Origin of the sequence: Hahella sp. CR1, assembly GCF_029813005.1 — a bacterium.
Lineage (GTDB): Bacteria > Pseudomonadota > Gammaproteobacteria > Pseudomonadales > Oleiphilaceae > Hahella.
This window is the reverse complement of record NZ_JAPELK010000005.1, coordinates 215184-240861: the sequence shown is the minus strand read 5'-3', so window position 1 is coordinate 240861 and position 25678 is coordinate 215184. Positions and strand designations below refer to the sequence as shown.

Here is a 25678-nt window from a genome sequence, read left to right as displayed (position 1 = left end):
ATATGCGTCAACCCTGATGCGAAGGGAATTGGTTACAGTTCCGCACAGCGCTGGCGGATTAGCGGCAGGACTGAACTCAAGGGGTCCGGTGATGTTGCAACGCCATCCGGCGCTCCATCCAGTTTCGACAGGGTGGTCGCCCGCGGGTCATCTCTCCCTCCTCCCGACCCGCGGGCAACTTATCTTTCAGGTTATGCGTTTAACGCCACTCGCCAGTCAAAGAGCCAAAGCGGTTACTGCGCCCCAGCCAATTGATTCAGCCGTTCGCCCAGCACCTCTGAGCGCTCTTGCAACACATCAAACAACGCCGTCTTTAACACTTCCACAAAACGCGCTCCCGCGTCAGTGCGTGCGAATGCAATGTAGCCCTTCATATCGGCAAGCGGCACATCCCGATAGGTATAGAGATAATTCAGATAAACCTGCTGCCCCACCATGCCGCGAATGGAAAAGCGACGCTCTTCAATGACTCTTTTAAGGTCATGGTACGAAGGCAGCTCAGGACCTTTCACCACCGAAGTAATAGCGGCGGCCATCGCCAGTTGAATAGTGACGGTATTATCCAGCATGGAGTCCGTCGCCAGGGTGGCGCGATCATAGGCGGAAAACAGATGCTCCCGCTCACCGCCTTTGTTTTCCTCACTCAGGCGCTCCATTCTTTTCTGCGCCTCGGCATACTCCTCCGAACTCATGGCGTTGAGTTCCGCCGCCACGATTTTCTGGCCGATGGGCGAGCGATACCACTGCAAGACATGGCGCATTTCCGCTGGCGACAGCTGTTGCTCCAGGCGTCTCTCCACCTGACTTTGCAGGTCGTCCGCCTGATAAGCGCCATCCACCACCCGCTCAAACAGATCCATCAGATCTTCCGACGCGCCAGTGCGACGGATGTTGGCGCGAATCCCGGTTTTTATCATATCCGGGTAGCGCGACAGCAATTCATCCACACCGGTCTGAGCCAGCAAATTTGCGGACAACGAAGTGTCCGATTTGACGGCGAAAACAGGAGTGGAGAGTAGAATAGCGGACAGCAGACAGAAAATAGCGCGGAACAACTTCATATGAGTGCATCCCAAAAACAACGACAACAGGAAGACATGGCGAGCGGCATGAATCCGTTCGCCTGTCTTCCAGTATAGTTGTCTAAATTTTCAGCGCTTTGGAAAACCGGCTTATATTACAAAAACCTACAATTCACTAAGATAGTTAACCAGACTTTCCCTTAGAAAGGTTTCGTAACGCCAGATAAGGGTGGTCAGTTTCTCAGGCCGGCGATAAAGATAAATCCAGGCAGTCAGGCGGCCGCCTCCCGGTGTCCTGACTATGGCGTAACGGCGCTCATAATCATCGCCTTCATAATGGTCAAGGCGGGCGATGTCATGTTGAGTCAGGCCATAGTAGAGGTGACCGGGACAAATAGCGCTACGATCGCGCCAAAGGCCTGGATAAGCCTTCCCGACGACCTGCAGACATCGATATCCCGGCAGTCTGGCGGCGGAAGCTTCGGGCGCCCATCCTAACAGCCGTTGCATCACATGAGGATGACGCAGCGTGCCATAACAAAAAAGCGGCGTAGACAATGCACAAATCCTGATAACAGTGGTTGAAACCGCGGCCTAAACGCAAAAAACGCAGCCGAAGCTGCGTTTTACCATGAAATGAGTCGCCGAAAAAAGATCAGGATCTCTCAATAAGCTTCTCTGTCTTCTCCAGAGAAGCGTGGCGCACATCCTTGCCTTTCACCATAAAAATTACGTGCTCGCAGATGTTTCTGGCGTGGTCGCCGATGCGCTCCAGGGCACGCAACACCCACATGACGCTGAGGATACGGGAGATACTGCGCGGATCTTCCATCATGAACGTCACCAGTGAACGCATCGCAGTTTTGTATTCGATATCCACGGACTTATCTTCTTTCATAACCTCGAAAGCCAGATCCAGATCGAAACGGGCGAAAGCGTCCAGAGCGTCATGCACCATTTTTCCGACATGACTGCCGATATGACGCACTTCCACGTAGCCGCGCGGCGCTTCGCCTTCTTCCAGCAATTGCAGCGCGTTCTTGGCGATTTTCTCCGACTCGTCGCCAATACGCTCCAGGTCGTTAACCATTTTCGCAATCGCCACCACCAGACGCAGATCGCTCGCCGTCGGCTGACGCTTGGCGATTACCCGGGTGCACTCTTCATCGATGGTTATTTCCAGTTTATCGACGTCATTGTCATTCTGGCGCACCATCTCGGCCAGTTCTGAATCCCCGCGCACCAGCGCCTCAACTGCGTCCGCCACCTGCTTTTCCACCAGGCCGCCCATCACCAGAACATGGTTCCGAAGCTCCCGCAAATCCACATTGAACTGTTGAGAAATATGCTGCAAATGAACGTCTGAGTTCGCCATATATGCTTCCTATTACTAATTTCCGCCGGGGAAAACTGTTACCCGTAACGCCCGGTAATATAATCTTCTGTCTGCTTGCAGGACGGATTGGTGAACAGCTGGTTAGTGCTGCCGAATTCAATCAGATCGCCCATGTACATGAACGCAGTATAGTCCGATACTCGCGCCGCCTGCTGCATATTGTGGGTGACGATGACAATGGTGTAATCGTTTTTCAGTTCATGGATCAGCTCTTCGATCTTCAGCGTCGATAGAGGGTCAAGAGCCGATGCAGGTTCGTCAAGCAAGAGAACTTCCGGTTTCACCGCTACGGTGCGGGCGATAACCAGACGCTGCTGCTGGCCGCCGGACAGACCCAAAGCACTGTCATTCAGGCGGTCTTTCACTTCATCCCACAACGCCGCGGACTTGAGCGCCCACTCCACGGTTTCATCCAGAATACGCTTCTTGTTGATACCCTGAATTCTGAGCCCGTAGGCCACGTTCTCATAGATGGTCTTGGGGAATGGGTTCGGCTTCTGGAACACCATGCCTACGCGACGGCGCAACTCCGCCACGTCCACGCCCTTACGGTAGATATCTTCTTTTTCCAGCAGAATCTGCCCGTCAATACGACACCCGTCAACCAGATCATTCATGCGGTTAAAGCAACGCAGCAGGGTGGACTTACCACAACCTGACGGACCGATAAACGCTGTCACCCGCTTTTGCGGAATGCGCATATCAATGCCATGCAACGCTTCTTTCTCGCCGTAGAACAGCTTGAGCTTGTTCACCTCCAGGGCGATCGTCTCATTGTCGATCGACAAATCCTCCATCGAGCGCTCGATCGCGCTAATGTCGATACCGTGAGAACGGTGTTTGGATTCGTTGAATGGCTGCTCTTCGTTCACTACGTTCTGATTGGTCATAGTTTCACTCATTATAGTCCTCCCCACCGGCTTCGGGGCGTCATCCGGCTCAGGTTACATCTCAAGGGCTTTGTACTTTTCACGCAGGCGGTTACGAATCGCCACCGCACTCAGGTTAAGCAATGCGATCACCGCCACCAGCAACAGGGCCGTCGCATAAACCAGTGGGCGCGCCGCCTCTACGTTCGGGCTTTGGAAGCCAACGTCATAGATATGGAAGCCCAGGTGCATAAATTTTTGATCCAAATGCAGGTAAGGATAATTGCCATCCAAGGGTAACGACGGGGCCAGTTTGACCACCCCTACCAGCATCAAAGGAGCCACTTCCCCAGCCGCGCGCGCAATCGCCAGGATCACGCCCGTCATCATCGCCGGACTGGCCATCGGCAGCACAACCCGCCACAACGTCTCGGCCTTGGTCGCGCCCAGCGCCAAGCTGCCCTCACGAATCGAACGGGGGATACGCGCCAGGCCTTCTTCGGTAGCGACGATCACCACAGGCAGGGTCAAAATAGCCAGGGTGATAGAGGCCCACAATAATCCGGGAGCGCCAAAAGTCGGCGACGGCAGCGCTTCTGGAAAGAAATGCTCGTCAATACCGCTACCAATAAAATAAATGAAGAAGCCCAGGCCAAACACGCCATACACGATAGAGGGCACGCCCGCCAGGTTATTCACCGCGATGCGGATGATTCGCGTCAAAGCGCCCTGATGCGCATACTCTCTCAGATAAACCGCTGCGATCACGCCCAGAGGCGTCACCAGTACGGACATGATGACCACCATCAGCACCGTACCGTAGATAGCGGGGAAAATACCGCCTTCGGTGTTCGCCTCGCGCGGGTCATCACTGATGAACTCCCAGATTTTGGCGAAATAGAATCCGATTTTATCTCCCAGCCCCATTTGGTTCGGCTGGAAGGCGCGCACTACTTTGGACAGAGGGATTTCCAGCTCTTTACCGTTCATCGCACGCGCCACCAAAGCGTCGCGTTTGATTTCCTGATACAGCTCGTTCAGATCCTTTTGCAGCACTTCATAGGTGGCGTGCTGTTCAGCGCGCTCGGCTTCAATCTCCGCCATGGCTTCCGGCGTCTTGCGGCCATCCAGCTCAAGACGACGTTCCTTCAGACGCAGACGCTCCAGCGTGTAGTTCACCTTACCGATCTGCTGTTTCTCGATGTCATAGATACGGTCGTGCAGCGACAAGGCGCGATCAATGCGGGTCTGTAACTCATCCCAGGCGCCAGAGCCTGAGGCCACTACCGAGCCGTCTTCTTTGACGGACACCAGATAGCCGTAAAAATTACCCCATTCGCGTCGCTCCAGCGTCATCAACTCTTTGGGGTAGCGCACGTCACGCATGCGGTCCGCCAGCACCCAACGGAAGTCGGAGCCGAGCACATCACGGTTGCCGGTCTTGATCAGATCCCGGCGCATATAATCTACGCCCGGCGGCACCTGCACACCCGCGGCGTGCAATTGCTCCGCTGGCACTTCTTCTGTTTCGACGATCTCACCAATCAACAGCGTGGTTTTATCGTTCTCGCCCAGATAATCGGTTTCCATCAGGCTGTGGGGCCAAAAGTGGGCCAAGCCGCGCACGCCAATCAGCAACAGCAGACCGAACACCATCACCAGACTGATTGATACAGCGCCGGCGTTAATCCAGATCCAGGGATCGCCTTTGTTAAACCAGGTTTTCAGTGAAACGCGCATTCTGTTCTCTCGATTCTCTCAGATTTCTTTACTGCCCATCGGACTTCCGCATGACTCAGCGCGATCTTAGATCACGCTGTACTTGGCCCGCAGACGCTGGCGCACGAATTCAGCCACGGTGTTCACCAGGAAGGTGAACAGGAACAACACGAACGCCGCCAGGAACAAGATCCGGAAGTGGGAGCTGCCAACTTCGGACTCCGGCATTTCCACCGCAATGTTAGCGGCCAGCGTGCGCATGCCCTCAAAGATATTCATATCCATAATCGGCGTGTTGCCTGTCGCCATCAGTACGATCATGGTCTCACCGACAGCACGCCCCAGACCGATCATCAGCGCGGAGAAAATACCGGGGCTGGCGGTCGGCAACACTACGCGAATCATGGTTTGCCAAGGCGTAGCGCCCAGCGCCAGAGATCCGTAGGTCAGATGCTTCGGCACGCTGAACACCGCGTCTTCGGTGATGGAGAATATGGTTGGGATCACCGCAAAGCCCATCGCCGCGCCGACCACAAGCGCGTTGCGCTGGTCATAATCCAAACCAACCGTTTCTTTCAGCCAATGGGGCATATTGCCATCGAACAACGCCACTTCTACAGCAGGACTGATAGCAAAACTGAGCCAGCCGATGAAGCAAATAACCGGCAGCAACAGCAACGGCTCCCAGCCTTCCGGCACCATCAGGCGCACGGACTGCGGCATATTCGCCCATGCAAAACTGAACACAAGGATCGCGATCGGAGTCAGCACCAGCAGCGTAAATACGCCTGGCATGTGAGACTCCATGAACGGGGCGAAAAACAAGCCCGCCAGGAAGCCAAGGATAACCGTCGGCAACGCTTCCATCAGCTCAATCGCCGGCTTCACTTTCCGACGCAGGGTCGGCGACATGAAATGAGCGGTATACAAGGCGCCGCAAATCGCCAGAGGAATTGCGATCAACATGGCGTAGAACGCCGCTTTGATCGTGCCGAACACCAGAGGCGTCAGGCTGTATTTGGGTTCAAAGTCATTACTGGCGGCGGAGGACTGCCAGACGTAGTCAGGCTCGGAGTAGCCTTCATACCAGACTTTGCTCCAGAGCGCGGACCAGGACACATCCGGGTGTTCGTTGTCGATACTCCAGAAATGCAGACGGTCATCCTGCGATTGCAGCAGCATGAAGTTGGCTCTGGGCGCAATCGCCAAGTGTTTGACGTCTCCATCGACAACCTGCTCCTGCAACAGATTGCGTTCGGCAGTGGTGTTAAAAATCGCCGCTTCGCCCTGAGCGGTAGCAATCAAAAAGCCTTTACGTCTTGGCTCCACTGCGATCTTGGCGATAGCCGCATTACCCGCCTGGAAGCTGCGCACATGCTGCAGGTGATACTGGTTTTCAGCATCGCGAACAGGGAACCACTGACGAATTTCACCCCGGTTGTTAGCGATCAACAAGGAATAGCCGCCCAGCAGAAAGCTCATATCAGTGATCTGGGAGCCTGAGGCGACCGCGTCGACGCGAGCGATCAAATCCGGCGACTGCTTGTTGGAGATGTCGTACATATCCAGCTTGCCGCTCTTAGTCGCGACATACAGCCAACGGGTGTCTGGGCTGATCTGGATAGAAACGATATCGCCATTCACTGAGGGCATGGTGACGGAGGATTCTTCCAGCGTCACATCGCCAGTCAGAAAGTTCGCTTCCTTTTCGTAAAAGCTGGCGAACAGCTTGTTCGACTCATTGGAGCCGACGACCAGCAGATAATCATTATTGTCACGCACCGCCACATGGGTCAGCGCCGCACCGGATGGATCAAGCGCCATAGGAGATTCGCCATAGGGAAACTCCAGCGATGGCGTGATTACCCGAACATTGTTGGGCCAGGTGATGTTATAGGTGTGTTTGAAAATAACGACGCTGCCGTCACTCACGCCGGCTACCACAGTGTTGGAGCCCGGCGCGCCTTCGTTGACGCCAGTCAAGGACGCACTATCAGGAATAGGCAGACGGGTCGCGGAATCGACGGAGCCGTCTTTCAAATTGAAGAAAGTAACATTGCCATTATCGTCCAGACGCAGCCCCTTCTCGGCCTGCTCTTCCATGCCCAGCAGCAGGGTTGCCCCCTTCTCGCCGGGAGCATCATAACTGGCGACGGCGTCTACGGACGCAGATTCAAAAATCGGCGCCACTTCATACAGTAAGTAAAAGAAGATCAGGGTGACTGCAACAATGACGCTCACACCGCCAGCGGCGATAAACCCTTTCGCCATTTTGTCTTTCAGGGTTCTGATATTGCGGTGGCGCTTGAGCTGGGGGGTATTGAAGTCTATCTCCGGGGCTTTGACAGATACCGCCTCATTCATAGTGAAATCCCAATATTAAAAGATGCGCAAACGATAGCGGCATAATGTGACAGTTATGTTACAACCCTGTCACATTTGTCGCTGGCGGAATCTTCATTAAAGCAGAGGGATTTTAAGCTTCTGTGACAGCTTGTCAGGACGTGAGCCCAGCTGGCGCCGATCATCAACGCAGCCTGCGCGTAACGCGCAATTTAAGGGAATATAGAAAGGAAGCGTTAGCGGGGACGAAGCCGTTTCGTCCCCGCGTATTACTGCTGATAACAGCGGATTACCGTTACAACAGGTTGGAAAAGTCGCCGATACGTTCTTGTAACAATGCGTTGATATCCACCAACCCATTCAGCTCGCTGTCCAACCCGCCAACTTTCTCGCTGACGATTTCATTCAGCTTCGCCTGAACTTTGCCGGAAAGCTTTTTCTTCTCTTCATCGATCAGCCCTTTCACGCTTTGCGACAGGATTTTATCCAGGCTGGAAGTGATCTTCACTTGTGGGTCCTGCAATGCGCCGGAGGCCAGCATGTTCACATCGAACTGAGAGATATTCTTCAACGTGTTCAGCAACGCCTTTTTCAACGGAGCGCTCTCACCCTCCAACAGATTAGCCAGCTGCACTTCCAGGAACTTGGCGTCGACATTCATCGCCAGTTTGCCGTCCGTGATATCCGCCTTGCCTGCAATAGCGGCGATGGCTTTGCTCAAGGTCACAGGGAAATCTTCTTTATCAGAGAAAACAAGATCAGTGACAGGCAGATCTTTCAGGTCGAAAGAGAAGGAGTCTTTGGCGATCGCGGTGACATGATCGAGAACGCCTTTGAAGTCCATTTTTCCAACGCCCTGCGCCTGACTTTGCAATGCCAGTTGCGCAGGCTTGCCCCAAACGTCAGCGCGATCCGTCAAGTTGTTGAACTTACCGGAGAACGGCACATCCTGCTGCGGGATCGGCAATTTACCGCTGATGCTCAGCGTCTTCACCAGGAACCGTGGCAAGCCATCGCTGTAATCGGTTGTGTCAGGCTCGGGAGCGGATTTCTGCGCTTCTTCGCCAGAGCCATTGATGTAGGGCTGCAAGCGACCGTACCACATATAGGCGTTATTCGCCCATTTCGCCACTTCATCGCCGAACAAGGCTTTCGCCAGCCCTTCCCAGGCGCCTGGATTCAAACCAGCCAGCTCCATCACACGCTTCATATCTTCTTGCGGCGCGGCTTTTACTTTGGCCAGATCCGCTTTCAACTGAGCGACTTCCTTTTCCAGATCCGACTTGGCGTCGCGAATTTTCTGCAAGTCCTTCTTGGCGTCGCTCTGCAAATCTTTCACCTTGGCGACCGCCTGCAGTCTTTCCAGAGGATTTTTCGCCTCTTTCAACGCCTTGATGCGCTGCTTATAGCTTTCCAGGGTTTCTTTGTTCGGCAGACCGTCGATGCGCTCTTTCCAGGCTTTCTTGCGCGCAGCCAGAGACGCCTCCATCTCTTTGGCCATGGATACAGTCTTGAGGTCCACTCTGGCCAGCAGTTCATTCGGGTCTGGGATATCAATGGCCGGCAGTTTCATATCTTCTTTGAACTGATCAACCAACGACGGCTCCTGACTGGGCGGCGGCGTCAATCCTGGCACAGCGCCGGTAACCGAGCGAGCAGTATTAAAACGCATGCCTTCCAGCGCGGCGGTCTCCACAATCACTTTGGACTTCAGCAGAGGTTCCCAGTCCAGATTAGCGTCGATCAGTTCCGCCTCAAATGCGTTGGTCATCGGCGCTTGAGGATTGGTCACCTTCAAACCATGAATTGAGGCGCCAAGGGGAAAGAATCGGACATCCACCGAATCGACTTCAACCTTGGCCTTAACCGCTTTGGTTCCTTCTTCTTCAATCGCGAACTTGGCGATGATATCTATAAAAAAGAGAGCGGCTATGACTATTACGATCAACAGAACGAATACATAGCCAACAAACTTAAGTACGCGCATGGCTTTTCCTTATGTTTTCTTTGGCGAAAGAGTTACCCCGATAACCGCATAAGATAGCAGCGCGGATGTGAAATGTGTATTGCGGGATGGCGGGGATTATGCGTAGAACCAGAGCAGGTAAGTGCGCTTCACAAAAGAAAAAACCGCCTGCATGAGGCGGTTTTTTTCGACCTTTAGGCTTTGTCTGTAAGAAAGTCTTACAGCGACAGCTCTTTCAGGTATTTGCTGGTGACGGAAGCAGGCAGCGGCACATAGCCGTCTTTCACAACCACTTCCTGACCTTGCTTGGACATGATCATCTTAACGAATTCGCCAACGATAGGGTCCAGGTCTTTGTTTGGCGCCTTGTTAACGTATACGTACAGGAAGCGGGACAGTGGGTATTCGCCAGTGATCGCAGTTGCTGGTGAAGCTTCTACGAACTTGTCGCCTTCTTTCTTGGCCAGAGGAACCAAACGTACGCTGGCGGTTTTGTAGCCGATGCCAGAGTAGCCGATGCCGTTAACGGACTCGGAAACGCCTTGTACAACAGAAGCGGAGCCAGGTTGCTCGTTCACGTTGTTTTTGTAGTCGCCTTTACACAGCGCGTGCTCTTTGAAGTAACCGTAAGTACCGGATACAGAGTTACGACCGAACAATTGGATAGAGCGGTTCGCCATGGAGCCAGTCAGGCCCAGATCGCCCCAGGTAGTGATGTCTTTGCTGTAACCGCACTTGCGAGTAGAGGAGAACACAGCGTCGATTTGCGCCATGGTCATGCCTTTAATGGGGTTGTCTTTGTGTACGAACACCGCCAAGGCGTCGATCGCAACAGGGATGGCGGTTGGCTTGTAACCGAATTTCTTCTCAAAGGCTTCCAGCTCTTTGTCTTTCATCTTGCGGCTCATTGGGCCCAGGTTGGAAGTGCCTTCGGTCAATGCAGGCGGAGCAGTGGAAGAACCAGCGGCCTGAATCTGAATATTGACGTTTGGATAGTTGCGCTTGAACTCTTCAGCCCACAGTGTCATCAAGTTGGCCAGAGTATCGGAACCTACGCTGGATAGATTGCCGGAAACACCACTTGCTTTGCTGTAATCAGTCAGCTTGGGATCCAGATCCGCGGAAGCTGCGCCTGCCCAGAATGAAGCAGCTACAACTGTGGCTGCCGCAAAAAATTTTTTTAATTGCATAGGGATGAACTCCTGGTTTCGATTGCGACGTATCCGATAGGTTCGTCGGATTGATCGCCACTATAGGATTCGAATATGACAAGGATGTTACAAAATGACGCGTTGTGACATTCAGATTGCAACGTGATTTCACCCAAGGCTCATCGCATTCCCCTTTCACTCAGGTTAAACTTAGCGGTTGAATTTCCGCCCCGGTTAAGGAAACAAGAGACTGCTTCACATTAGGGATTTTTCGGGCGTCGTATGCATAGATATGTCAGAAGTAAGAGCTGTGGACATGAAGGGCTGCTGACTCGGTCGCCACACCGATAGCCCCATCTAACAACAAGAAGGAAAATCCATAATGACTAACGGCCTCACTGCTGTTGTGAGACTCATTGACGCATTCACCGAGAAAACCGGCGCGATCATCGCCTGGCTCAATATCGGAATGGTGGTCGGAACCGTCGCCGTCGTCCTGCTCCGATACGTCTTCAACAATAGTTCCATCGCCCTGCAGGAATCCGTGCTCTACATGCACGGCTTCGTATTCATGATTGCTTCCGCCTACACCCTGAAACACGACGAGCACGTCAGGGTGGATATTCTTTATCAACGATTTTCCGTACGCGGCAAAGCAGTGGTGAACCTGCTGGGAACCTTGTTGCTGCTCTTCCCTCTGATTATTTATATCGGCATTGAAAGCTGGCCTTACATCGCGCAAAGCTGGCGCATTCGCGAGGTGTCCGCCGAAGCGGCCGGTCTGCCTGCGGTCTTTATTCTCAAGTCACTCATTCTGGCGCTGGTTTTTGTGCTTGGCGCGCAGGGCATTGCAGAGGTTCTGCGCAACCTCTGCCTGATCATCGACCCCAGCCATTCCCGCGGACAAGAGGAGCAAGACTGAGATGGAGTATATGTCGCTGTTCATGTTCGCTGCGGTGTGTCTGGTACTGCTCTGCGGTTATCCTGTCGCGTTCTCGCTCGCCGGCACCGCCCTCGCCTTCGCAGGCATTGGCGCCATGGCGGGTGTTTTTGACAACAGTTTCCTGCTGGCCACTCCCAGCCGCTTATATGGTTTGATGAATAACCAGACCCTGTTGGCGGTTCCCTTATTTGTGTTTATGGGCTGCATGCTGCAGAAGTCAAAGATCGCGGAGAACCTACTGGAAAGTATGGCCATGCTGTTCCGCAATATTCCTGGCGGTCTGGGTATTTCTGTGGCGATCGTCGGCATGTTGCTGGCGGCCAGTACCGGCATCGTCGGCGCCACCGTAGTGACGATGGGTCTGATCTCCCTGCCCACCATGCTGAAGAGCAATTACAGTAAAGCGGTAGCTACGGGCACAATCTGCGCCACAGGCACCCTGGGCCAGATCATTCCCCCGTCAATCGCCCTGGTATTGCTGGGCGACGTGCTATCCAGCGCCTATCAGCAAGCCCAGCGTGACATGGGCATCTTCAACCCGGACACCGTATCCGTAGGCGACCTGTTCGTGGGAGCGCTGATTCCCGGTCTGGTACTGGTTCTGCTGTACATCATTTATCTATTTGTATTGGCGCTGGTTAAACCCGACCTGCTGCCTGCGGGCGAAAAGCTGAACAAGCAGGAAATGCACTCCCGCGAACTCTCCTTGTTGCGCGACCTGACGCCGCCATTGGCGCTGATCATCGCCGTTCTGGGATCAATTCTGTCCGGCATCGCCACGCCAACGGAAGCCGCAGGCGTCGGCGCATTTGGCGCCATTATCCTGGCGATCTACAAACGCCAGATCTCAATTTCCGTATTAAGGGATGTATGTCAGCAAACCACCCGCGTCACCTGTATGGTGTTCATGATTTTGATAGGCGCCACCATTTTCTCACTGGTGTTCCGCGCCTATGGCGGCGATGAGCTGATCAAAGATATTTTCGCATCCATGCCCGGCGGCGTGTTCATGGCGGTGCTGGTAGTGATGCTGGTTATTTTCCTGTTGGGCTTTATTCTCGACTTCATCGAGATCACCTTCGTCGTGGTGCCCATTGTCGGCCCGGTATTACTGGCGATGGGCGTAGACCCCATCTGGCTGGGCATCATGATTGGCTTGAATTTGCAAACATCGTTCCTGACCCCGCCCTTCGGGTTTTCGCTGTTTTATTTACGCGGGGTCGCCCCAAGCCATGTGAAAACGACGGACATTTATATGGGCGTGGCCCCATTTATTGCAATCCAGGTATTAATGCTTTGTCTGCTGGCGGCCTGGCCGTCACTGGCGACCTGGTTGCCGGAGGTGGTTTACGGGCCCTGACCGCCTCCTTAGTTCAGGCGCCTCGGCCACGGCGGAGAAACGTCGCGACAGCGCCTAAACTTGCAGATATCGGATTTTCATAAATACAAGAGAACTGTCATGAAAGCTTCTAGTAGCTCAGCACCCAACGGAGAACTGGCGCTTCGCGTCATCGCTCTCGATAAGGACACCAACTCCAACGGCGATATTTACGCCGGCTGGTTGATGTCGCAGATGGACTTGGCCGCCGCCAGCATGGCTGGCCGTATCGCCAAAGGCCGCACTGCGACAGTGTCCGTGAAACAACTGGATTTTCTATCTCCGGTTAGAGTCGGCGCGGAAGTCAGTTGTTATGCACGCATGGTTAATATCGGCACCAGCTCTATGCATATCGAAGTGGAAGTCTGGACTCGCGACAACCACCAGAATACTCCCCGCAAGGTGACTGAAGGCGTATTTGTGCTGGTTGCGATTGACGACTCCGGACGCATTCGCGCGGTGCCTGCCGGAGAGTGAGCCAAACTATGGCGCAAGGCATAAAAAAAACCGCAGTCTGAGCTGCGGTTTTTTGTGTCAGTCGATCGTATTAGGATCTGGCGTTGATATAGGCTTTTTCTGAGATCTCGTGGTATTTCCACACATTGCTGCGGAATTTCTCATAAGACTCATATACTTTCTTCACTGCGGGATCTTTCTCCGCAATCTCCTGAATCGTCTGACGGGAGATGTCTTGTAACTCCTTCAACACGTCGTCAGGAAAACGTCTGACATCCACACCGTGGTTGTTAACCAGTTCGTTTAACGCCGCATTGTTACGCGCCGTGTACTCATCCAGCATGTCCTGGTTGATCATACGCGCAGCCACCTCGACGATGGCTTGCAGATCTTTCGGTAGAGCCTCAAACGCTTTCTTGTTGAAGGTAAACTCCAAGGAAGTGCCAGGTTCATGCCAGCCTGGGTAGTAGTAGTATTTAGCCGCTTTATGCAGGCCGAACGCCAGATCATTGTACGGGCCCACCCATTCGGTGGCGTCGATAGCGCCGGTTTGCAGAGCAGTGAAGATTTCGCCGCCAGGCAACTGCACAGGCGTGCCTCCCGCCCGTTGCAGCACCTCGCCACCCAAGCCTGGGATACGCATCTTGAGACCTTTCAGGTCATCCAGAGAGTTGATCTCTTTGTTGAACCAACCTCCCATCTGTACGCCGGTGTTGCCGCCAAGCATAGGAATGACGCCGAACGGTTCATACAATTCACGCCATAACTCCAGACCGCCGCCATAGCTGATCCAGGAATTAATTTCCTGAGCGTTCAGACCAAAAGGAACGGTTGAGAAGAACTGTGCGGCGGGAATTTTGCCTTTCCAGTAGTAGGATGCAGCGTGGCCTGCTTCCGCAGTACCCTGAGAGACCGCGTCAAATACTTCCAACGCGGGAACCAGTTCGCCGGCGCCGTAGACTTTGACCTTGAGGCGGCCATCGCTCATGCGTTCGACTTCTTTAGCGAAGCGTTCTGGGGCCTCGCCCAGTCCAGGGAAGTTTTTCGGCCAGGAAGTCACTAGCTTCCATTGGATGGTTTGCTTGGGCGCCTGCTGGGCAACCGGGGCCGCCGCTTCTTTCTCGGCGGAGCATCCGCCCAACAGCATTCCCAACATGCCCGCGCCCATCAGGGAAAACAGATAGCGTCTTTTCATTCGATTGCGTCTCCTTTTTGTCTTTATTCTTATGCGATCTCGGCGCCTTGCGCAGCCAAGCATCCAGCGCCAGTCGCCAAGCCTTCTAAACAGGCGGATAAAACCTGCTTAGATGAGCCGACGAGAAGGCTGCGTTCCGCAGTATAACTCGATTATCCGGCAAAAGGACACTGGCGAAGCGCACGCAAAATCTAACGGATCACTTAACAGTCAGGCCGCTCAAATCACTTCCAGTTTGGCGTATGAAAGCACCAGCCATTTACTGCCCTGATCGTCGAAGTTCACCTGAATCCGGGAATGCGGACCACTGCCTTCATAGTTCAGCACCACGCCTTCGCCAAACTTTTCATGTCGCACCCGTTGCCCAAGGGAAATACCCGACTGCTGCGCGGATTCGCCAATTGCCCCATGCGCCGGACCACGATCCCAAAACATAGGTTTGCTCACGACGGAGCGCAAACGCACTTCACGTAATAATTCATTGGGAATTTCGCGGACAAAGCGAGAGATAGAGTGGTATTTATCCTGACCGTACAAGCGGCGGCTTTCCGCGAAAGTAAGCACCAGCTTTTCCATGGCGCGCGTGATGCCGACGTAGCACAATCGACGCTCTTCTTCCAAGCGACCCGCCTCTTCCAGCGCCATTGAGTGAGGAAACAGTTCTTCCTCCATGCCTGTCAGGAACACCAAAGGAAACTCCAAACCTTTAGCGGAGTGCAGCGTCATAAGCTGCACTGCATCTTGATCCGCATCCGCCTGCCGTTCGCCAGCATCCAGCGCCGCCTGAGTCAGGAACTCCGCCAGCGGCGATTCATTGTCGAGCGTCTCGTACTCAGCAACCGCATTCACCAGCTCCAGCAGGTTTTCCTTGCGCGCTTCCGCCTTATCTCCTTTTTCGTTGGCGTGGTGCTCCAGTATGCCGCTGACATCCAGCATATGCTTGGTCAGATCCTGCAAACTGTTCTCTTTGGCAAACTCACGCAGGGTTTCGACTATTTCAATAAAGTGCTTCAGGCCGGTCCCCGCCTTGCCTTTGATCAGGCCTGCGCCAACCGCCGCCACCGTGGTCTGCCACAACGACCCTCGGCGCTCGCGAGCCGCGTCGCGCAATGTCTCCAATGACTTGGCGCCAACGCCCCGAGGCGGAACATTGACCACCCGCTCAAAGGCGGCGTCATCATGAGCGAAATGAGCCAGACGCAAATACGCCACAGCGTTTTTAACTTCCAAGCGATCATAGAAGCGCAACCCCCCATAAATTCGATAAGGCACACTGTGGCGAATCAGCGCTTCTTCCAATACCCGCGACTGCACGTTGGAACGGTACAGCAGCGCCACTTCCGAACGGGAACGCCCCTGATTCACCCAGGACTGCACGGACTCAACAATATAGTTGGCTTCATCCTGCTCGTTAAACGCGGCGTACACATCAATCACCTCGCCTTCGCCCTGATCCGTCCAGAGCTGCTTGCCAAGGCGACTCGGATTGTGGGCAATGACGTGGTTGGCGGCCCGCAAAATGGTCTGTGTCGAGCGGTAGTTTTGTTCCAGACGCACCAACGCCGCTTCGCCGAAGTCATTCTGGAAACGCTGGATATTCTCAATCTTGGCTCCGCGCCAGCCGTAAATGGACTGGTCATCGTCTCCAACTACGGTCATAGGGACGCGGTCCCCCGCCAGCACGCGCAGCCATGCATATTGAATGGTGTTGGTATCCTGAAACTCATCAACCAGAATATGTTGGAAGCGTTGCTGATAGTGCTGTAACAGATCCGGCTTTTGCAGCCAGATTTCATGAGAGCGCAGCAGTAACTCGCCAAAATCCACCAGTCCGCTTTGCCGACAATATTCGTCGTAACGCTGGTATATCTTGTTCATGGTCTGCCGCCAAGCGTCGCTACCCGGCTCAATGTTTTCCGGTCGCATCCCTTCGTCTTTCTGGCTGTTGATAAAATATTGCGCCTGGCGCGCTGGCCACTTGGACTCATCCAGTCCCAGCTCGCGAATCACACGTTTCAGCATGCGCTGTTGGTCATCGGAGTCTATGACCTGAAAGTTTTCCGGCAGGCCGGCTTCCCGCCAGTGGGCGCGCAGCAGTCGATGCGCCAGACTGTGAAAGGTGCCAAGCCACATGCCGCGAGTAGGAATATGCAACAGCGACTCCACCCGCTCACGCATTTCCCGTGCCGCCTTATTGGTGAACGTCACCGCCATTATTGCATGAGCGCCAATACGCTCGACTTGAATCAACCATGCCATGCGGTGCACAAGAACGCGGGTTTTGCCGCTACCGGCGCCTGCCAGAACCAGCAGGTTGCGGGCGCTGGCGGTAACCGCCTCACGTTGAGCATCGTTAAGCGGGTCCAATACCGCCGTTACGTCCATTGCTGAGACTTACCTCTCTTTGTTTGAAGGGCTTTGTTGTTAACGGCTTTCCGCGTATGACATGTCAGGAAAATTAACCGCAGACCAATCTCCGATTTTATTCGAAGTGCTTGTGCGCGAGTTCACTATCGGGTTAAATGGGACAACGAACAAAAAATAACAAAATGTTACATACAGTAAGCACACTGAACCGCTAAACCGGAGTCGCCGCTTTGCATATTTGCGGCGATTAATACTGGATAATTTTACAGCCTATTACAACATTGCATCGCTGCTTTCCAGGTTCGCCAACCGTCAAAAGCAGATATGACGGGTTTGTTTGTGCGGCGGGATTCCAGTGAAATCGGACAATTATACTAACATGCACCCCGGGACAAACGATATTCAAGCAAGCAGTTTAAAGCTGATGTCGACCATGGCGCGCCCTAAACCTCTCATGGTGCGTCGGGAGCAACTCATAAAGCTGGGGCGTCGCAGTCGCCACGCCGCCGCATTGCTTTTTTTAATCACCATGGGGTTTGTCGCCACCGCCTTTCCCCATCAGGCCATAGAGCCTCTGATCGGCCTCGCTGCGCTGGGAGCTTTCTGCGCAGTCTTGCTCGTCGCCTTCGGCTCACAGGCTCAGGCGCAATTACAGAATGAGAGCGCCAACCTGCCTCGCAACGTCGCCAACCTCAGCAGGCTTTATGTATTACTCAGCGCCATAATCGCCACCGTGTTGGGGCCGATAACCGCATACGTCATCATGGATCTCCCCGCTTCCTGGCTGGACAGCGCCACTATCGCCCAGTTTGTCGGCGCGGGTCTTCTATCCTTTTTCCTTGGCGTCTGGCGCACCCCGTTTATTGTTCTCAGCGCGATGCCTCTTCTGTGGCTTGCAGTGCTGCTAAACGGCAGACAGCCCCTGCCTCAAGAGTTACTGACCAACGCCGCCATTCTCAGCGTCTTTCTCTATCCGCTCGCCGCGCTATGGTATCTCGCCTCCAGTCGCTACCTTAATCAGAATCTGCAGATGCAAGGCTTGATCGCCTACCTGGATAACGCCCGCTCCGCGTCAGAACAGCTTAATCAGCAGCTCGCCCATGAAATAACCTACCGAGAAGAGATTGAACAGGAGTTGCGGGAAACGCAAAAGGAGCTGGAAGGCGCAATCTGCGAGCGCACCCACGAATTGTCCGAAGCCAACCGTATTCTGAGTCAGCAAATCATACTACGGAAAAATATCAGCGATGCGCTGATGAAAAGCCAGACCCGTTTATCGCAAGCCATTGAAGCCACCGGGTTGGCCTTGTGGGATTGGGATATTCCGAGAAACTCCCTTTATCAATCATTCTTTCACGACGCCTTTGGTCCTCGTGAAATGTCGGCGACCGCTTTCGTTGAGCGCATGCACGGGCTGATACACCCTGACGATCGCCCACGCATTAGAAAAGAAATGATGCTGTGCCTGAAAGGTTTGAGTAACACTTATCGGGTGCAGTATCGCGTCATCACCGCCAAAGACGCCTGGATCTGGGTTGAGGATTGCGGAAAACCAGTCAGCTTCGACAAGCTTGGCCGCATTACCCGCATGATTGGGTCACGCAGAGATATCAGCAAAGAGAAAAGCCGCGATGAGCAGCTGCTTCTCGCCAAGTCTGTGTTTGACCATACTCCCCAGGGCGTCTTCGCATTGGATACCGAGTTCCGCTTCCTCACCGTCAACAATGCATTCAGCCAGATTACAGGTTATGAAACAGAAGAAGTGATCGGTAGCAGTCTTGAGGATTTCAGCCAGGCGCCCAACAAGCGACAAGTATTCAGCCGAATCCGCGATGAGCTGTCTTTGCGAGGCCGTTGGCAAGGCGAGTTATATGAAAAGCGCAAGTCCGGCGAATTCTATTGTCAGTGGCTGCAGATTACTTCGATCATCAATACAGAAGGCGCCACCACCCATTACGCAGGCCTGTTTTCCGACCTGACTGAGCGTAAACAGGCGGACGAGAAGCTCCACTATCTGCTGAACTATGACGAATTGACCGGGCTGGCGAATCGCATGCTGTTCCGCGAGCGACTGGATAAAATTCTCCGCAAAGTGCGGGAGCAAGGACTCAGCATTAATATGCTGCTGCTGAATGTCGACCGCTTTCGGCAAGTGAACGAAAGCCTGGGTCAGGACCGAGGAGATGAGCTGTTAAAGCAGGTTGCTACACGCATCTCACAAACCGCATCCCACGCCCATACTTTGGCGCGCCTCGGCAGCGATGAGTTTGCAATTCTCACCCCGGCGAAAAGTCGCTCCCAGATGAGCCGTTTCTGTGACCAACTGCTGGACGAACTGAAAGCGCCCTTCAATATCGACGGACATGAGTTTTACGTTTCAACCTCAATAGGCGTCACTCAAGCCCCAGACAACGGCTGGGAAATCCAAACCCTGATGCAGCAAGCCAATATGGCGGTGCGGCAGGCCAAATACCTCGGCGGTAACACCTATGAGTTTTACAGCCGCATGTTGCGCAGCATGTCGCGCATGCGCCTGGAAGTAGAGACCGAACTACGCCGAGCGATACAAAATCAACAGATGGAAGTCTTCTTCCAGCCCAAGTTATCGCTGGATAGCGGTCGCATTACCGGAGTGGAGGCGCTGGCGCGCTGGCGGCACCCTCAGAGGGGACTGATCGGTCCCAGCGACTTCGTGCCCATGGCGGAGGAAAGCGGTCTGATCACCGAGCTGGGAGAGCAGATGCTCGGCGCCGCCTGCGCTCAGGCCGCCGCCTGGAGCCGGGAGGGGCTGGATAATATACAGGTATCCGTCAATCTTTCCGCACATCAGTTACGTCAGAGCAATTTACCGCAACTGGTGCGCAAAGTCCTGCAGGACACCGACCTTCCCCCGCATCTGCTGGATCTGGAGCTGACAGAAAGCACGCTGATGGAAAACATGAGCCGCACCCAGTTTATGCTCTCCCGTCTGAGAGAGATGGGCGTGCGCATCACCGTGGACGATTTCGGGACAGGCTATTCCTCTCTCTCCTACCTCAAGCGCTTTCCGCTAAACGCTTTGAAAATAGACCGCATGTTCATCAAAGACGCACACAAAAACGCCGACGACGCCGCCATCACCCGCGCAGTCATCATGCTGGGTAAAAGCCTGAATCTTGAAGTCATCGCTGAAGGCGTGGAGCACGAAGGTCATTTGGAGTTCTTGCGAGAAAGCGGCTGTCATACTGTGCAGGGATACCTCATCGCCGAGCCACTGGGGGCCGAGCAGATGGCGAACCTATTGAGAGAGCAATGCACTGGTTCTCCGGCACTGCAAAACCCAACGCCGGTCATTCAATAACATCTAGCGACTTTTGGTCAGTGTAATCCTGCTCCGCTTTTGTCTATTCTTAAATCAGTTTTTCAATCCCGCCCCGAAAGCGGATTCACGGGCTTACCCTGCCTACTGATCCCACAGGGCTGATAGACACACCAAGGTAGTTGGATGGGACGCCCCCACGATATATTGAATTGGCTTCGACAAAACCGGGATTCGCTGCGCAAGAGCGAACAGAAAGTGGCGGAATGTGTGCTGCGCAACCCCAACGATGTCATTCACATGCGAATCGTTGATCTGGCGACAGAGGCTGGCGTCAGCGAGCCGACTATAGTGCGCTTCTGTCGCACCATCAGTTTTGACAGCTTCCAAAGCCTGAAAGTGAGCCTTGCCCAGCAGCTTGCAAGTATACAAAGGCAAACGCCGTTTCCAATAAACTCTGGCGGTAGTCTGCAGCAGACTGGCGCCAAGATATTCAGCGACGTGCAGTCGTCATTGCAGCAGGTCTTCAATCAACTGGCCTGGGAGCGGATTGAGCAGGTATGCGCCTGGATTTCCGAATCCTCCCGCTTATACTTTTTCGGCTATGGCGCATCCGCAGCCGTGGCGGCGGATGCGCAACAAAAGTTCTTTCGCTTAAAGTTGAACTCACAGGCCTGCCCCGATCCAGATATGCAAATGCTGATCGCCGGTCTGGTGGAAGAGAACGACGTTATCGTCGCTATCTCTCACAGCGGACGCACTAACAACCTGATTCAGTCCTGCATGCGTGCGCGAGCCTCCGGCGCAAGGGTTGTCGCCATCAGTCCGCCTCAGTCGGCGTTGGCTAATATCGCCAATCTAAATATCGGCGTCGCAGTGGACGAAGATACTGACGCCTTCACTCCTTTGGCTTCACGCCTTGCCCATTTAATGGTTCTGGATACCATCGCCACCAATCTGTTTCAAAAACTTGATAAGCGTCATGCGCAAAAACTCAACCAGGCTAAAAAGAATCTAAGCTCGTTGCGGCTCTCACCTAATTAATTGTATTATCGGTGAAATAATATACAGCATAAGACCGACGCTCCTCAGTCGGCTGGACAAGGCATCGCACCAACGCAGGAACGGATTGATAACACGCGTTATCAAGCAGTAAGCCGGTTGTCATTCCAGTGTAAAAAATAACAACTACAGTGAATCGTCACTAGGCTAAGGGGAAAGCCATGCAAAATATGAATCAACCTTCCGATTCCGTCGCCAGTACAATTCTTGACGTTTTTTACGAGTCCGAAACTCAAGAGAGGAAAAGCAAAGAAAAGCAAGCCTCAAAGCGACGTCTTCAAGCCCGCAGGGCGATAGAAGACTATCTGGAAAACAAGCGGTTGCGTGAGGCTACCGAAGATTACTATCTTTCTAAATAAACGCATTTCATAGCGTTCTTCGCGTGCGTTCCCACTTCCTCCCGGACGCACGTGCGTCCTCCGCTTAACCAAGCGGTCGCTGGATATTTCGTCAAAATAAACCAGACTTGTTGATGCCGGTGAGCGGCTGAAGCAGACATGGGGACATCCAGGGAGCATGACGATGGAAACGCTGCAATTGCGGGATATTTCAGAAACCGCACTCCTGCCTCTTTGGGCCAGGGCGATGGAAACTTTGCGCCCCGACGCCATCATTCACGACGACAAGGCTCTGGAAATGTACCAGCGCCTCAATTATGACTTCAAACGCTTCAGCAACGCCTGGCTGTCACAGTTAGCCATCGCCATCCGCACAGATCTCATTGACAAACTGGTGACGGATTTCATCAACGCCCATCCTCATGCGGTCATCATTAATCTTGGGGCCGGCTTCGACAGCCGCTACCTGCGCGTGGACAACGGTCAGATTCAATGGTTCGACCTCGACCTACCAAATGTCATCGCCGCTCGTCGCCTGTTTTTCAGCGATTCTGATCGTTACCACATGCTGGAGCAGTCACTGTTCGACGTATCCTGGCTGGAGTATGCCGCCGGTGAGTCTGACAATTGCCTGATTTTGGCGGAAGGCGTGCTCATGTACTTCACTGAACAACGCATCAAACAGTTTTTCAATGACCTCGCCGAACGTATCCCTCACGCTCGCATGCTTTTGGAGATGCTGCCTCATGGAGCCCTGGGGCAAGCTCATTTACATGAGGCCATAGGGTGGATGAACGCGGCCTTTCAATGGACACTGCATAATATCCGTCGCCTGGAAAGTTGGAACTCCCACATCAAAGTCAAACAGGAATGGTGCATTCTCGACTACCACTGGGAACGCTGGGGAGCGTTAAGCTTGCTCGCCTGGTCTCCCTGGCATCGTTACCTGCTTGGCGAAAAGCTGGCGTTACTTGAGTTTGATTGAGCATCCGCTCGATATGTACAGCCAGCGTCTATACTAAAAACAATCGCCTCCACATCGCGGCGTAGTCGCACAAGGGGATGTCCGTATTCAACAGGAGCCCGATATGTCATGAAGCCAATTACCTGCCCACAGTTTGTTGAGTTGGAAAAAGACCTGATTGACGAGTTTGTCGCCTGCTTTCAGGAAAACGTCGAAGAGATCGAACACACGATTCAAACCCTGGAGCATCAGGTTAATCCTGATTTGATCAACGAGCTGTTCCGCAGCATGCACTCTCTCAAAGGCAACTGCAGAATGGTGTTTCTGGACGCCATGGTGGACGTTATCCATGAGTTGGAGGAAATCGTTTCCGACATGCGCAAAGGAGAGCTGCCTTATCAGCCTATGTTCGGCGTATTCTTTATGAGTATCATCGGCTATGTCGAAACCCTGGTTGGGCAGTTGGCGAGTGACCACACTGCAGACGGAGATCTACAGGAATCCCTGCTTAAAGTCATCGCCAAAGTGCGTAACGCCTCCCCTGGAAACGTGATCGCCGTCATCAACGAAGGTTTGGATGAGTTGTTGTCCGGCCCCAAAGACGCAGGAGAAGCGCCACGCCCCGAAGCGGCTATACCGAGCTACTTCGCCCCCGGCAAAGACTCTGATCAGCAGTTATTTCGCTTTCTGGCGCGCCAGCTGGATCAACTCAGCATCTACCGAAAGGATCGCACGCAAAAGGAACTGGAGCTGTGTACAGCCATCAACGAAGAGTTGGGCGGTCCAATAAACGAAGAACAACTCAGCGCCGCGGTGCTGCTGCACGATTTAGGCATGGCGTTTGTGCCAGTTGGGCTAGCCCACAAACATGAAGAACAGCTGTCCCGCGAAGAGCAGAAAATCATGGCCGCTCACGTCGCCACCAGTTCGCAAATTCTGCACCGCTTTGGCGGCTGGGAAGACGCAGCGCAGATTGTTCTGCATCATCATGAGCATTATGACGGTAGCGGATATCCATTCGGAGTGAGCGGTAAGGACATCCCTATGGGCTCCAAAGTGCTGGCGATATGCGACGCATTCTTCGAAATAACCAGCGAACGTGAAGATCGCTCGTACAAGAAGTCGCTGTTTGAGGCCGTGCGCTACGTTAACAGCTATAACGGCTCACTGTTTGATCCCGATTGCGTTGAAGCATTCAACATGGCGGTAAGAAAGCTCTATATCGCCAAGGAAAGTTAGGACAACAGCCCAACGACAACACATACAAAAACCGCGTATGGCGTCGCCTACGCGGTTTTTCTTTAAGAGCGAAAGATCAATGATCCACGCTTTATTACATAAGGCTTATTAAGCAGCCTGCTTGCGACGACGCAAACCAACCGCCGCCAGACCAAGGCCCATCAGAGCAAGAGCGCCAGGCTCAGGTACTGAGAAAGGAACTTTGCCTTCAATAGTATCGTTACCGCAGGTCATACCCCAATGGAAAGCAATCTCATCGCCATTCACCAGATCAGTACCAGCAATATCAAAGGTGAAAGAAACTTTACCGTTTACAGTGTCTACCAACCAAGAGCCGGAACCGACGGAAGTTACGTTAGAGCTGCCAGTCTTGACAGCAACTTCCTGACCGTGACGATAGTTGGCATAAGTGCCATTAATGAAGTTGTTAGACAAATAGGCGTTATCACGGTTTGCCGCTCCGTTCAGTTCGTACAGAGCGCCATCGCCACCTACCGTACTCCAACGGTCATCCAAGCTAAAACCGTAGGTCCACTTAGTGCCAGTACTATGCCTATCTTCCAAATAACCGGTATCGGCATCGCCATTGGGTGTCCAAGAAGAAGACAAGAACAAATCGCCAAACGCGATGCCTTTTTTCTGGCTCAATGCAGTATCAGTGACGTAGTTATTAAAAACACCAACATGGTTAACAAAGTTAGTGTAAACGTCTACTGTCAGCATAGTTCCAGCTACACTTACGTCAATTCCCTTTACATCGAATTTCGAGGCGTCGCCGATAACATCGCCATATCCATGATCTTTGCCCACATACTCATCGTTAATTTGGTATGCAAACGCGGAGACAGAGGAACCCAAAGCTACTACAGCAGCCAGTACTTTGAAAGTTTTCATAGATAGTTACTACTCGACAATTGGTTTATTGATTTGTAAGCCCAAAGGCCCGTACAAAAATTAGTGACAGAATATAAGCATTTTTGAGGCCAACTTTGATAACTACTTGTTATTAATAGAACAAATGAAAAATCTTAGCGAAGGACGCTTAGTCTTTAAGTTAATGATGTAAATTTAACTGACATTCTAACCGGCCAAATGTCAGCTTCGTCAGCGTAATATGACGATGAGCTCTTAAAAAGAGACCACTAGAAGAGGTGGGGTTACTAATTTTGATCTACTTTTAGATAAGGAGAGACCGCACGCTCAGCATCGTGCATTCGTAAAGTAAGAGCTATCGCAGAAAGACAGCGGCTCAGAGTGGGAACAATTTACGACGCCAAGCAACGAGCGAAAGCCATGTCAGATTTCGATGCGCTGTTAGCAATATCAGGTACGGCCCTCGTCATTGCCGGACTTATTTTGTTTATTGCGGAAAAGGTAATACATCACAATCATCAGGGCCGGCTCCCACCAGATATTTTATACCCCGCCCTCATGCTTACTGTTGCGGGCGTCGGTGTAGCACTGGTTCCAACGCTACAGCCCGAATTAACTGAACTTGAGCAATTACCGCCTCCCGGCGCGGGATCGGTTTATGATACAGGCATGGTTGTTCGCGGCAGCCCGACACTATTCACCGACTCACTTGTTCAAGCTCCAGAGAATAGTTCTTCAAGGCGAGAAGGCGCTCATGCCGGCACATTCGATCTGCTGTCTTACAGCGTTAATGGAATGCCTCAACAGCTCAACGGTTCAATGGATATTCGCCCAACTGCAGAGGATACGTATGAGTGGATCGCTGATATTGAGTCTTACACCGACTTTGGCTTGCCCGTTATTTATTACTACACTGGCCAACTCTACCAGGAAAACGGCGCTTGGCGTCTGCTGATCACATCCAGTAATGACCTGTCTTGGGAAAAAGGCTTTTCGGTTCCCGCACAGGTTGAGATGCGTAGTGACTATCTAGGTATGAGTTATGACTACAATGGCGTGAGCGTCCTTGCTGAGTGGAGCTCGAATTAGCGCTCACGCC

Annotated in this window: 20 protein-coding genes; 9 read left to right on the top strand and 11 right to left on the bottom strand. The window is 53.1% G+C overall.

Translation table 11 applies throughout. The features are described 5' to 3' along the window. Positions 1-233: 233 nt before the first annotated feature. From ONV78_RS14280 to ONV78_RS14245, 8 genes are all read right to left on the bottom strand, one after another. Positions 234-1061, bottom strand: a complete 828-nt coding sequence (locus ONV78_RS14280; protein WP_279504001.1) for a DUF2059 domain-containing protein — start codon at positions 1059-1061, stop codon at positions 234-236. A 126-nt stretch (positions 1062-1187) separates the two neighbouring features. After that, the gene (locus tag ONV78_RS14275; RefSeq protein WP_279503999.1) at positions 1188-1580 is read right to left on the bottom strand and encodes a gamma-glutamylcyclotransferase; all 393 of its coding nucleotides are present in this window, start codon (positions 1578-1580) and stop codon (positions 1188-1190) included. Positions 1581-1677: 97 nt separating this feature from the next. Continuing rightward, entirely contained in the window at positions 1678-2397 is a 720-nt protein-coding gene (phoU, locus tag ONV78_RS14270; protein WP_127968322.1) for a phosphate signaling complex protein PhoU, read from the bottom strand. 38 nt (positions 2398-2435) lie between these two features. Further along, on the bottom strand, positions 2436-3320 hold the full coding sequence (gene pstB / locus ONV78_RS14265; RefSeq protein ID WP_279503996.1) for a phosphate ABC transporter ATP-binding protein PstB: 885 nt from the start codon (positions 3318-3320) through the stop codon (positions 2436-2438). Between the two features lie 42 nt (positions 3321-3362). After that, positions 3363-5027, bottom strand: coding sequence for a phosphate ABC transporter permease PstA (pstA, locus tag ONV78_RS14260; RefSeq protein WP_279503995.1), 1665 nt, complete (start codon positions 5025-5027; stop codon positions 3363-3365). 66 nt (positions 5028-5093) lie between these two features. After that, a complete protein-coding gene (locus ONV78_RS14255; RefSeq protein ID WP_279503994.1) occupies positions 5094-7370 on the bottom strand; it encodes an ABC transporter permease subunit in 2277 nt (758 codons plus the stop codon). Positions 7371-7644: 274 nt separating this feature from the next. Then, on the bottom strand, positions 7645-9336 hold the full coding sequence (locus tag ONV78_RS14250) for a TIGR03545 family protein (RefSeq protein WP_279503992.1): 1692 nt from the start codon (positions 9334-9336) through the stop codon (positions 7645-7647). A gap of 197 nt (positions 9337-9533) precedes the next feature. Further along, complete coding sequence (locus tag ONV78_RS14245; protein WP_127968318.1) at positions 9534-10505, bottom strand: phosphate ABC transporter substrate-binding protein PstS family protein; 972 nt, start codon at positions 10503-10505, stop codon at positions 9534-9536. A gap of 343 nt (positions 10506-10848) precedes the next feature. Between ONV78_RS14245 and ONV78_RS14240 the strand changes: the two genes are divergently transcribed. The 3 genes from ONV78_RS14240 (at position 10849) to ONV78_RS14230 (ending at position 13264) form a co-directional block, all read left to right on the top strand. Then, the gene (locus ONV78_RS14240; protein ID WP_216739386.1) at positions 10849-11388 is read left to right on the top strand and encodes a TRAP transporter small permease subunit; all 540 of its coding nucleotides are present in this window, start codon (positions 10849-10851) and stop codon (positions 11386-11388) included. A gap of 1 nt (position 11389) precedes the next feature. Continuing rightward, a complete protein-coding gene (locus tag ONV78_RS14235) occupies positions 11390-12769 on the top strand; it encodes a TRAP transporter large permease subunit (protein ID WP_279503988.1) in 1380 nt (459 codons plus the stop codon). A 99-nt stretch (positions 12770-12868) separates the two neighbouring features. Continuing rightward, positions 12869-13264 (top strand): acyl-CoA thioesterase, encoded by a 396-nt coding sequence (locus ONV78_RS14230; protein WP_011394720.1) that lies wholly within the window; start codon positions 12869-12871, stop codon positions 13262-13264. Between the two features lie 70 nt (positions 13265-13334). Here the strand turns inward: ONV78_RS14230 and ONV78_RS14225 are convergent, their stop codons facing one another. Together ONV78_RS14225 and uvrD are read right to left on the bottom strand one after the other, a co-directional pair. Further along, positions 13335-14438 carry a TRAP transporter substrate-binding protein gene (locus tag ONV78_RS14225; RefSeq protein ID WP_216739388.1) on the bottom strand — a complete coding sequence of 368 codons (1104 nt, stop codon included), beginning with the start codon at positions 14436-14438 and terminating at the stop codon, positions 13335-13337. Between the two features lie 219 nt (positions 14439-14657). Then, positions 14658-16823, bottom strand: a complete 2166-nt coding sequence (gene uvrD / locus ONV78_RS14220; protein ID WP_279503983.1) for a DNA helicase II — start codon at positions 16821-16823, stop codon at positions 14658-14660. Positions 16824-17229: 406 nt separating this feature from the next. On the opposite strand from uvrD, the gene ONV78_RS14215 reads away from it, so the two are divergent. The 5 genes from ONV78_RS14215 (at position 17230) to ONV78_RS14195 (ending at position 23706) form a co-directional block, all read left to right on the top strand. Further along, the gene (locus ONV78_RS14215; protein ID WP_279503981.1) at positions 17230-20145 is read left to right on the top strand and encodes an EAL domain-containing protein; all 2916 of its coding nucleotides are present in this window, start codon (positions 17230-17232) and stop codon (positions 20143-20145) included. 144 nt (positions 20146-20289) lie between these two features. Further along, on the top strand, positions 20290-21147 hold the full coding sequence (locus ONV78_RS14210; protein WP_216739391.1) for a MurR/RpiR family transcriptional regulator: 858 nt from the start codon (positions 20290-20292) through the stop codon (positions 21145-21147). A gap of 179 nt (positions 21148-21326) precedes the next feature. Next, positions 21327-21524 (top strand): hypothetical protein, encoded by a 198-nt coding sequence (locus tag ONV78_RS14205; RefSeq protein WP_127968310.1) that lies wholly within the window; start codon positions 21327-21329, stop codon positions 21522-21524. Between the two features lie 163 nt (positions 21525-21687). Beyond that, complete coding sequence (locus ONV78_RS14200) at positions 21688-22488, top strand: class I SAM-dependent methyltransferase (protein ID WP_279503978.1); 801 nt, start codon at positions 21688-21690, stop codon at positions 22486-22488. Between the two features lie 108 nt (positions 22489-22596). Next, on the top strand, positions 22597-23706 hold the full coding sequence (locus ONV78_RS14195; RefSeq protein ID WP_279503977.1) for an HD domain-containing phosphohydrolase: 1110 nt from the start codon (positions 22597-22599) through the stop codon (positions 23704-23706). A gap of 108 nt (positions 23707-23814) precedes the next feature. Here the strand turns inward: ONV78_RS14195 and ONV78_RS14190 are convergent, their stop codons facing one another. Then, positions 23815-24600 carry a PEP-CTERM sorting domain-containing protein gene (locus ONV78_RS14190; RefSeq protein WP_279503975.1) on the bottom strand — a complete coding sequence of 262 codons (786 nt, stop codon included), beginning with the start codon at positions 24598-24600 and terminating at the stop codon, positions 23815-23817. Positions 24601-24999: 399 nt separating this feature from the next. Between ONV78_RS14190 and ONV78_RS14185 the strand changes: the two genes are divergently transcribed. Next, the gene (locus ONV78_RS14185) at positions 25000-25668 is read left to right on the top strand and encodes a hypothetical protein (RefSeq protein WP_279503973.1); all 669 of its coding nucleotides are present in this window, start codon (positions 25000-25002) and stop codon (positions 25666-25668) included. Positions 25669-25678: the final 10 nt, after the last annotated feature.

Coding starts and splice junctions, on each gene's coding strand:
- ONV78_RS14280 (WP_279504001.1), bottom strand. CDS start 1,061: ATGAAGTTGTTCCGCGCTATTTTCTGTCTGCTGTCCGCTATTCTACTC.
- phoU (WP_127968322.1), bottom strand. CDS start 2,397: ATGGCGAACTCAGACGTTCATTTGCAGCATATTTCTCAACAGTTCAAT.
- pstB (WP_279503996.1), bottom strand. CDS start 3,320: ATGAGTGAAACTATGACCAATCAGAACGTAGTGAACGAAGAGCAGCCA.
- pstA (WP_279503995.1), bottom strand. CDS start 5,027: ATGCGCGTTTCACTGAAAACCTGGTTTAACAAAGGCGATCCCTGGATC.
- ONV78_RS14255 (WP_279503994.1), bottom strand. CDS start 7,370: ATGAATGAGGCGGTATCTGTCAAAGCCCCGGAGATAGACTTCAATACC.
- ONV78_RS14250 (WP_279503992.1), bottom strand. CDS start 9,336: ATGCGCGTACTTAAGTTTGTTGGCTATGTATTCGTTCTGTTGATCGTA.
- ONV78_RS14245 (WP_127968318.1), bottom strand. CDS start 10,505: ATGCAATTAAAAAAATTTTTTGCGGCAGCCACAGTTGTAGCTGCTTCA.
- ONV78_RS14240 (WP_216739386.1), top strand. CDS start 10,849: ATGACTAACGGCCTCACTGCTGTTGTGAGACTCATTGACGCATTCACC.
- ONV78_RS14235 (WP_279503988.1), top strand. CDS start 11,390: ATGGAGTATATGTCGCTGTTCATGTTCGCTGCGGTGTGTCTGGTACTG.
- ONV78_RS14230 (WP_011394720.1), top strand. CDS start 12,869: ATGAAAGCTTCTAGTAGCTCAGCACCCAACGGAGAACTGGCGCTTCGC.
- ONV78_RS14225 (WP_216739388.1), bottom strand. CDS start 14,438: ATGAAAAGACGCTATCTGTTTTCCCTGATGGGCGCGGGCATGTTGGGA.
- uvrD (WP_279503983.1), bottom strand. CDS start 16,823: ATGGACGTAACGGCGGTATTGGACCCGCTTAACGATGCTCAACGTGAG.
- ONV78_RS14215 (WP_279503981.1), top strand. CDS start 17,230: ATGTCGACCATGGCGCGCCCTAAACCTCTCATGGTGCGTCGGGAGCAA.
- ONV78_RS14210 (WP_216739391.1), top strand. CDS start 20,290: ATGGGACGCCCCCACGATATATTGAATTGGCTTCGACAAAACCGGGAT.
- ONV78_RS14205 (WP_127968310.1), top strand. CDS start 21,327: ATGCAAAATATGAATCAACCTTCCGATTCCGTCGCCAGTACAATTCTT.
- ONV78_RS14200 (WP_279503978.1), top strand. CDS start 21,688: ATGGAAACGCTGCAATTGCGGGATATTTCAGAAACCGCACTCCTGCCT.
- ONV78_RS14195 (WP_279503977.1), top strand. CDS start 22,597: ATGAAGCCAATTACCTGCCCACAGTTTGTTGAGTTGGAAAAAGACCTG.
- ONV78_RS14190 (WP_279503975.1), bottom strand. CDS start 24,600: ATGAAAACTTTCAAAGTACTGGCTGCTGTAGTAGCTTTGGGTTCCTCT.
- ONV78_RS14185 (WP_279503973.1), top strand. CDS start 25,000: ATGTCAGATTTCGATGCGCTGTTAGCAATATCAGGTACGGCCCTCGTC.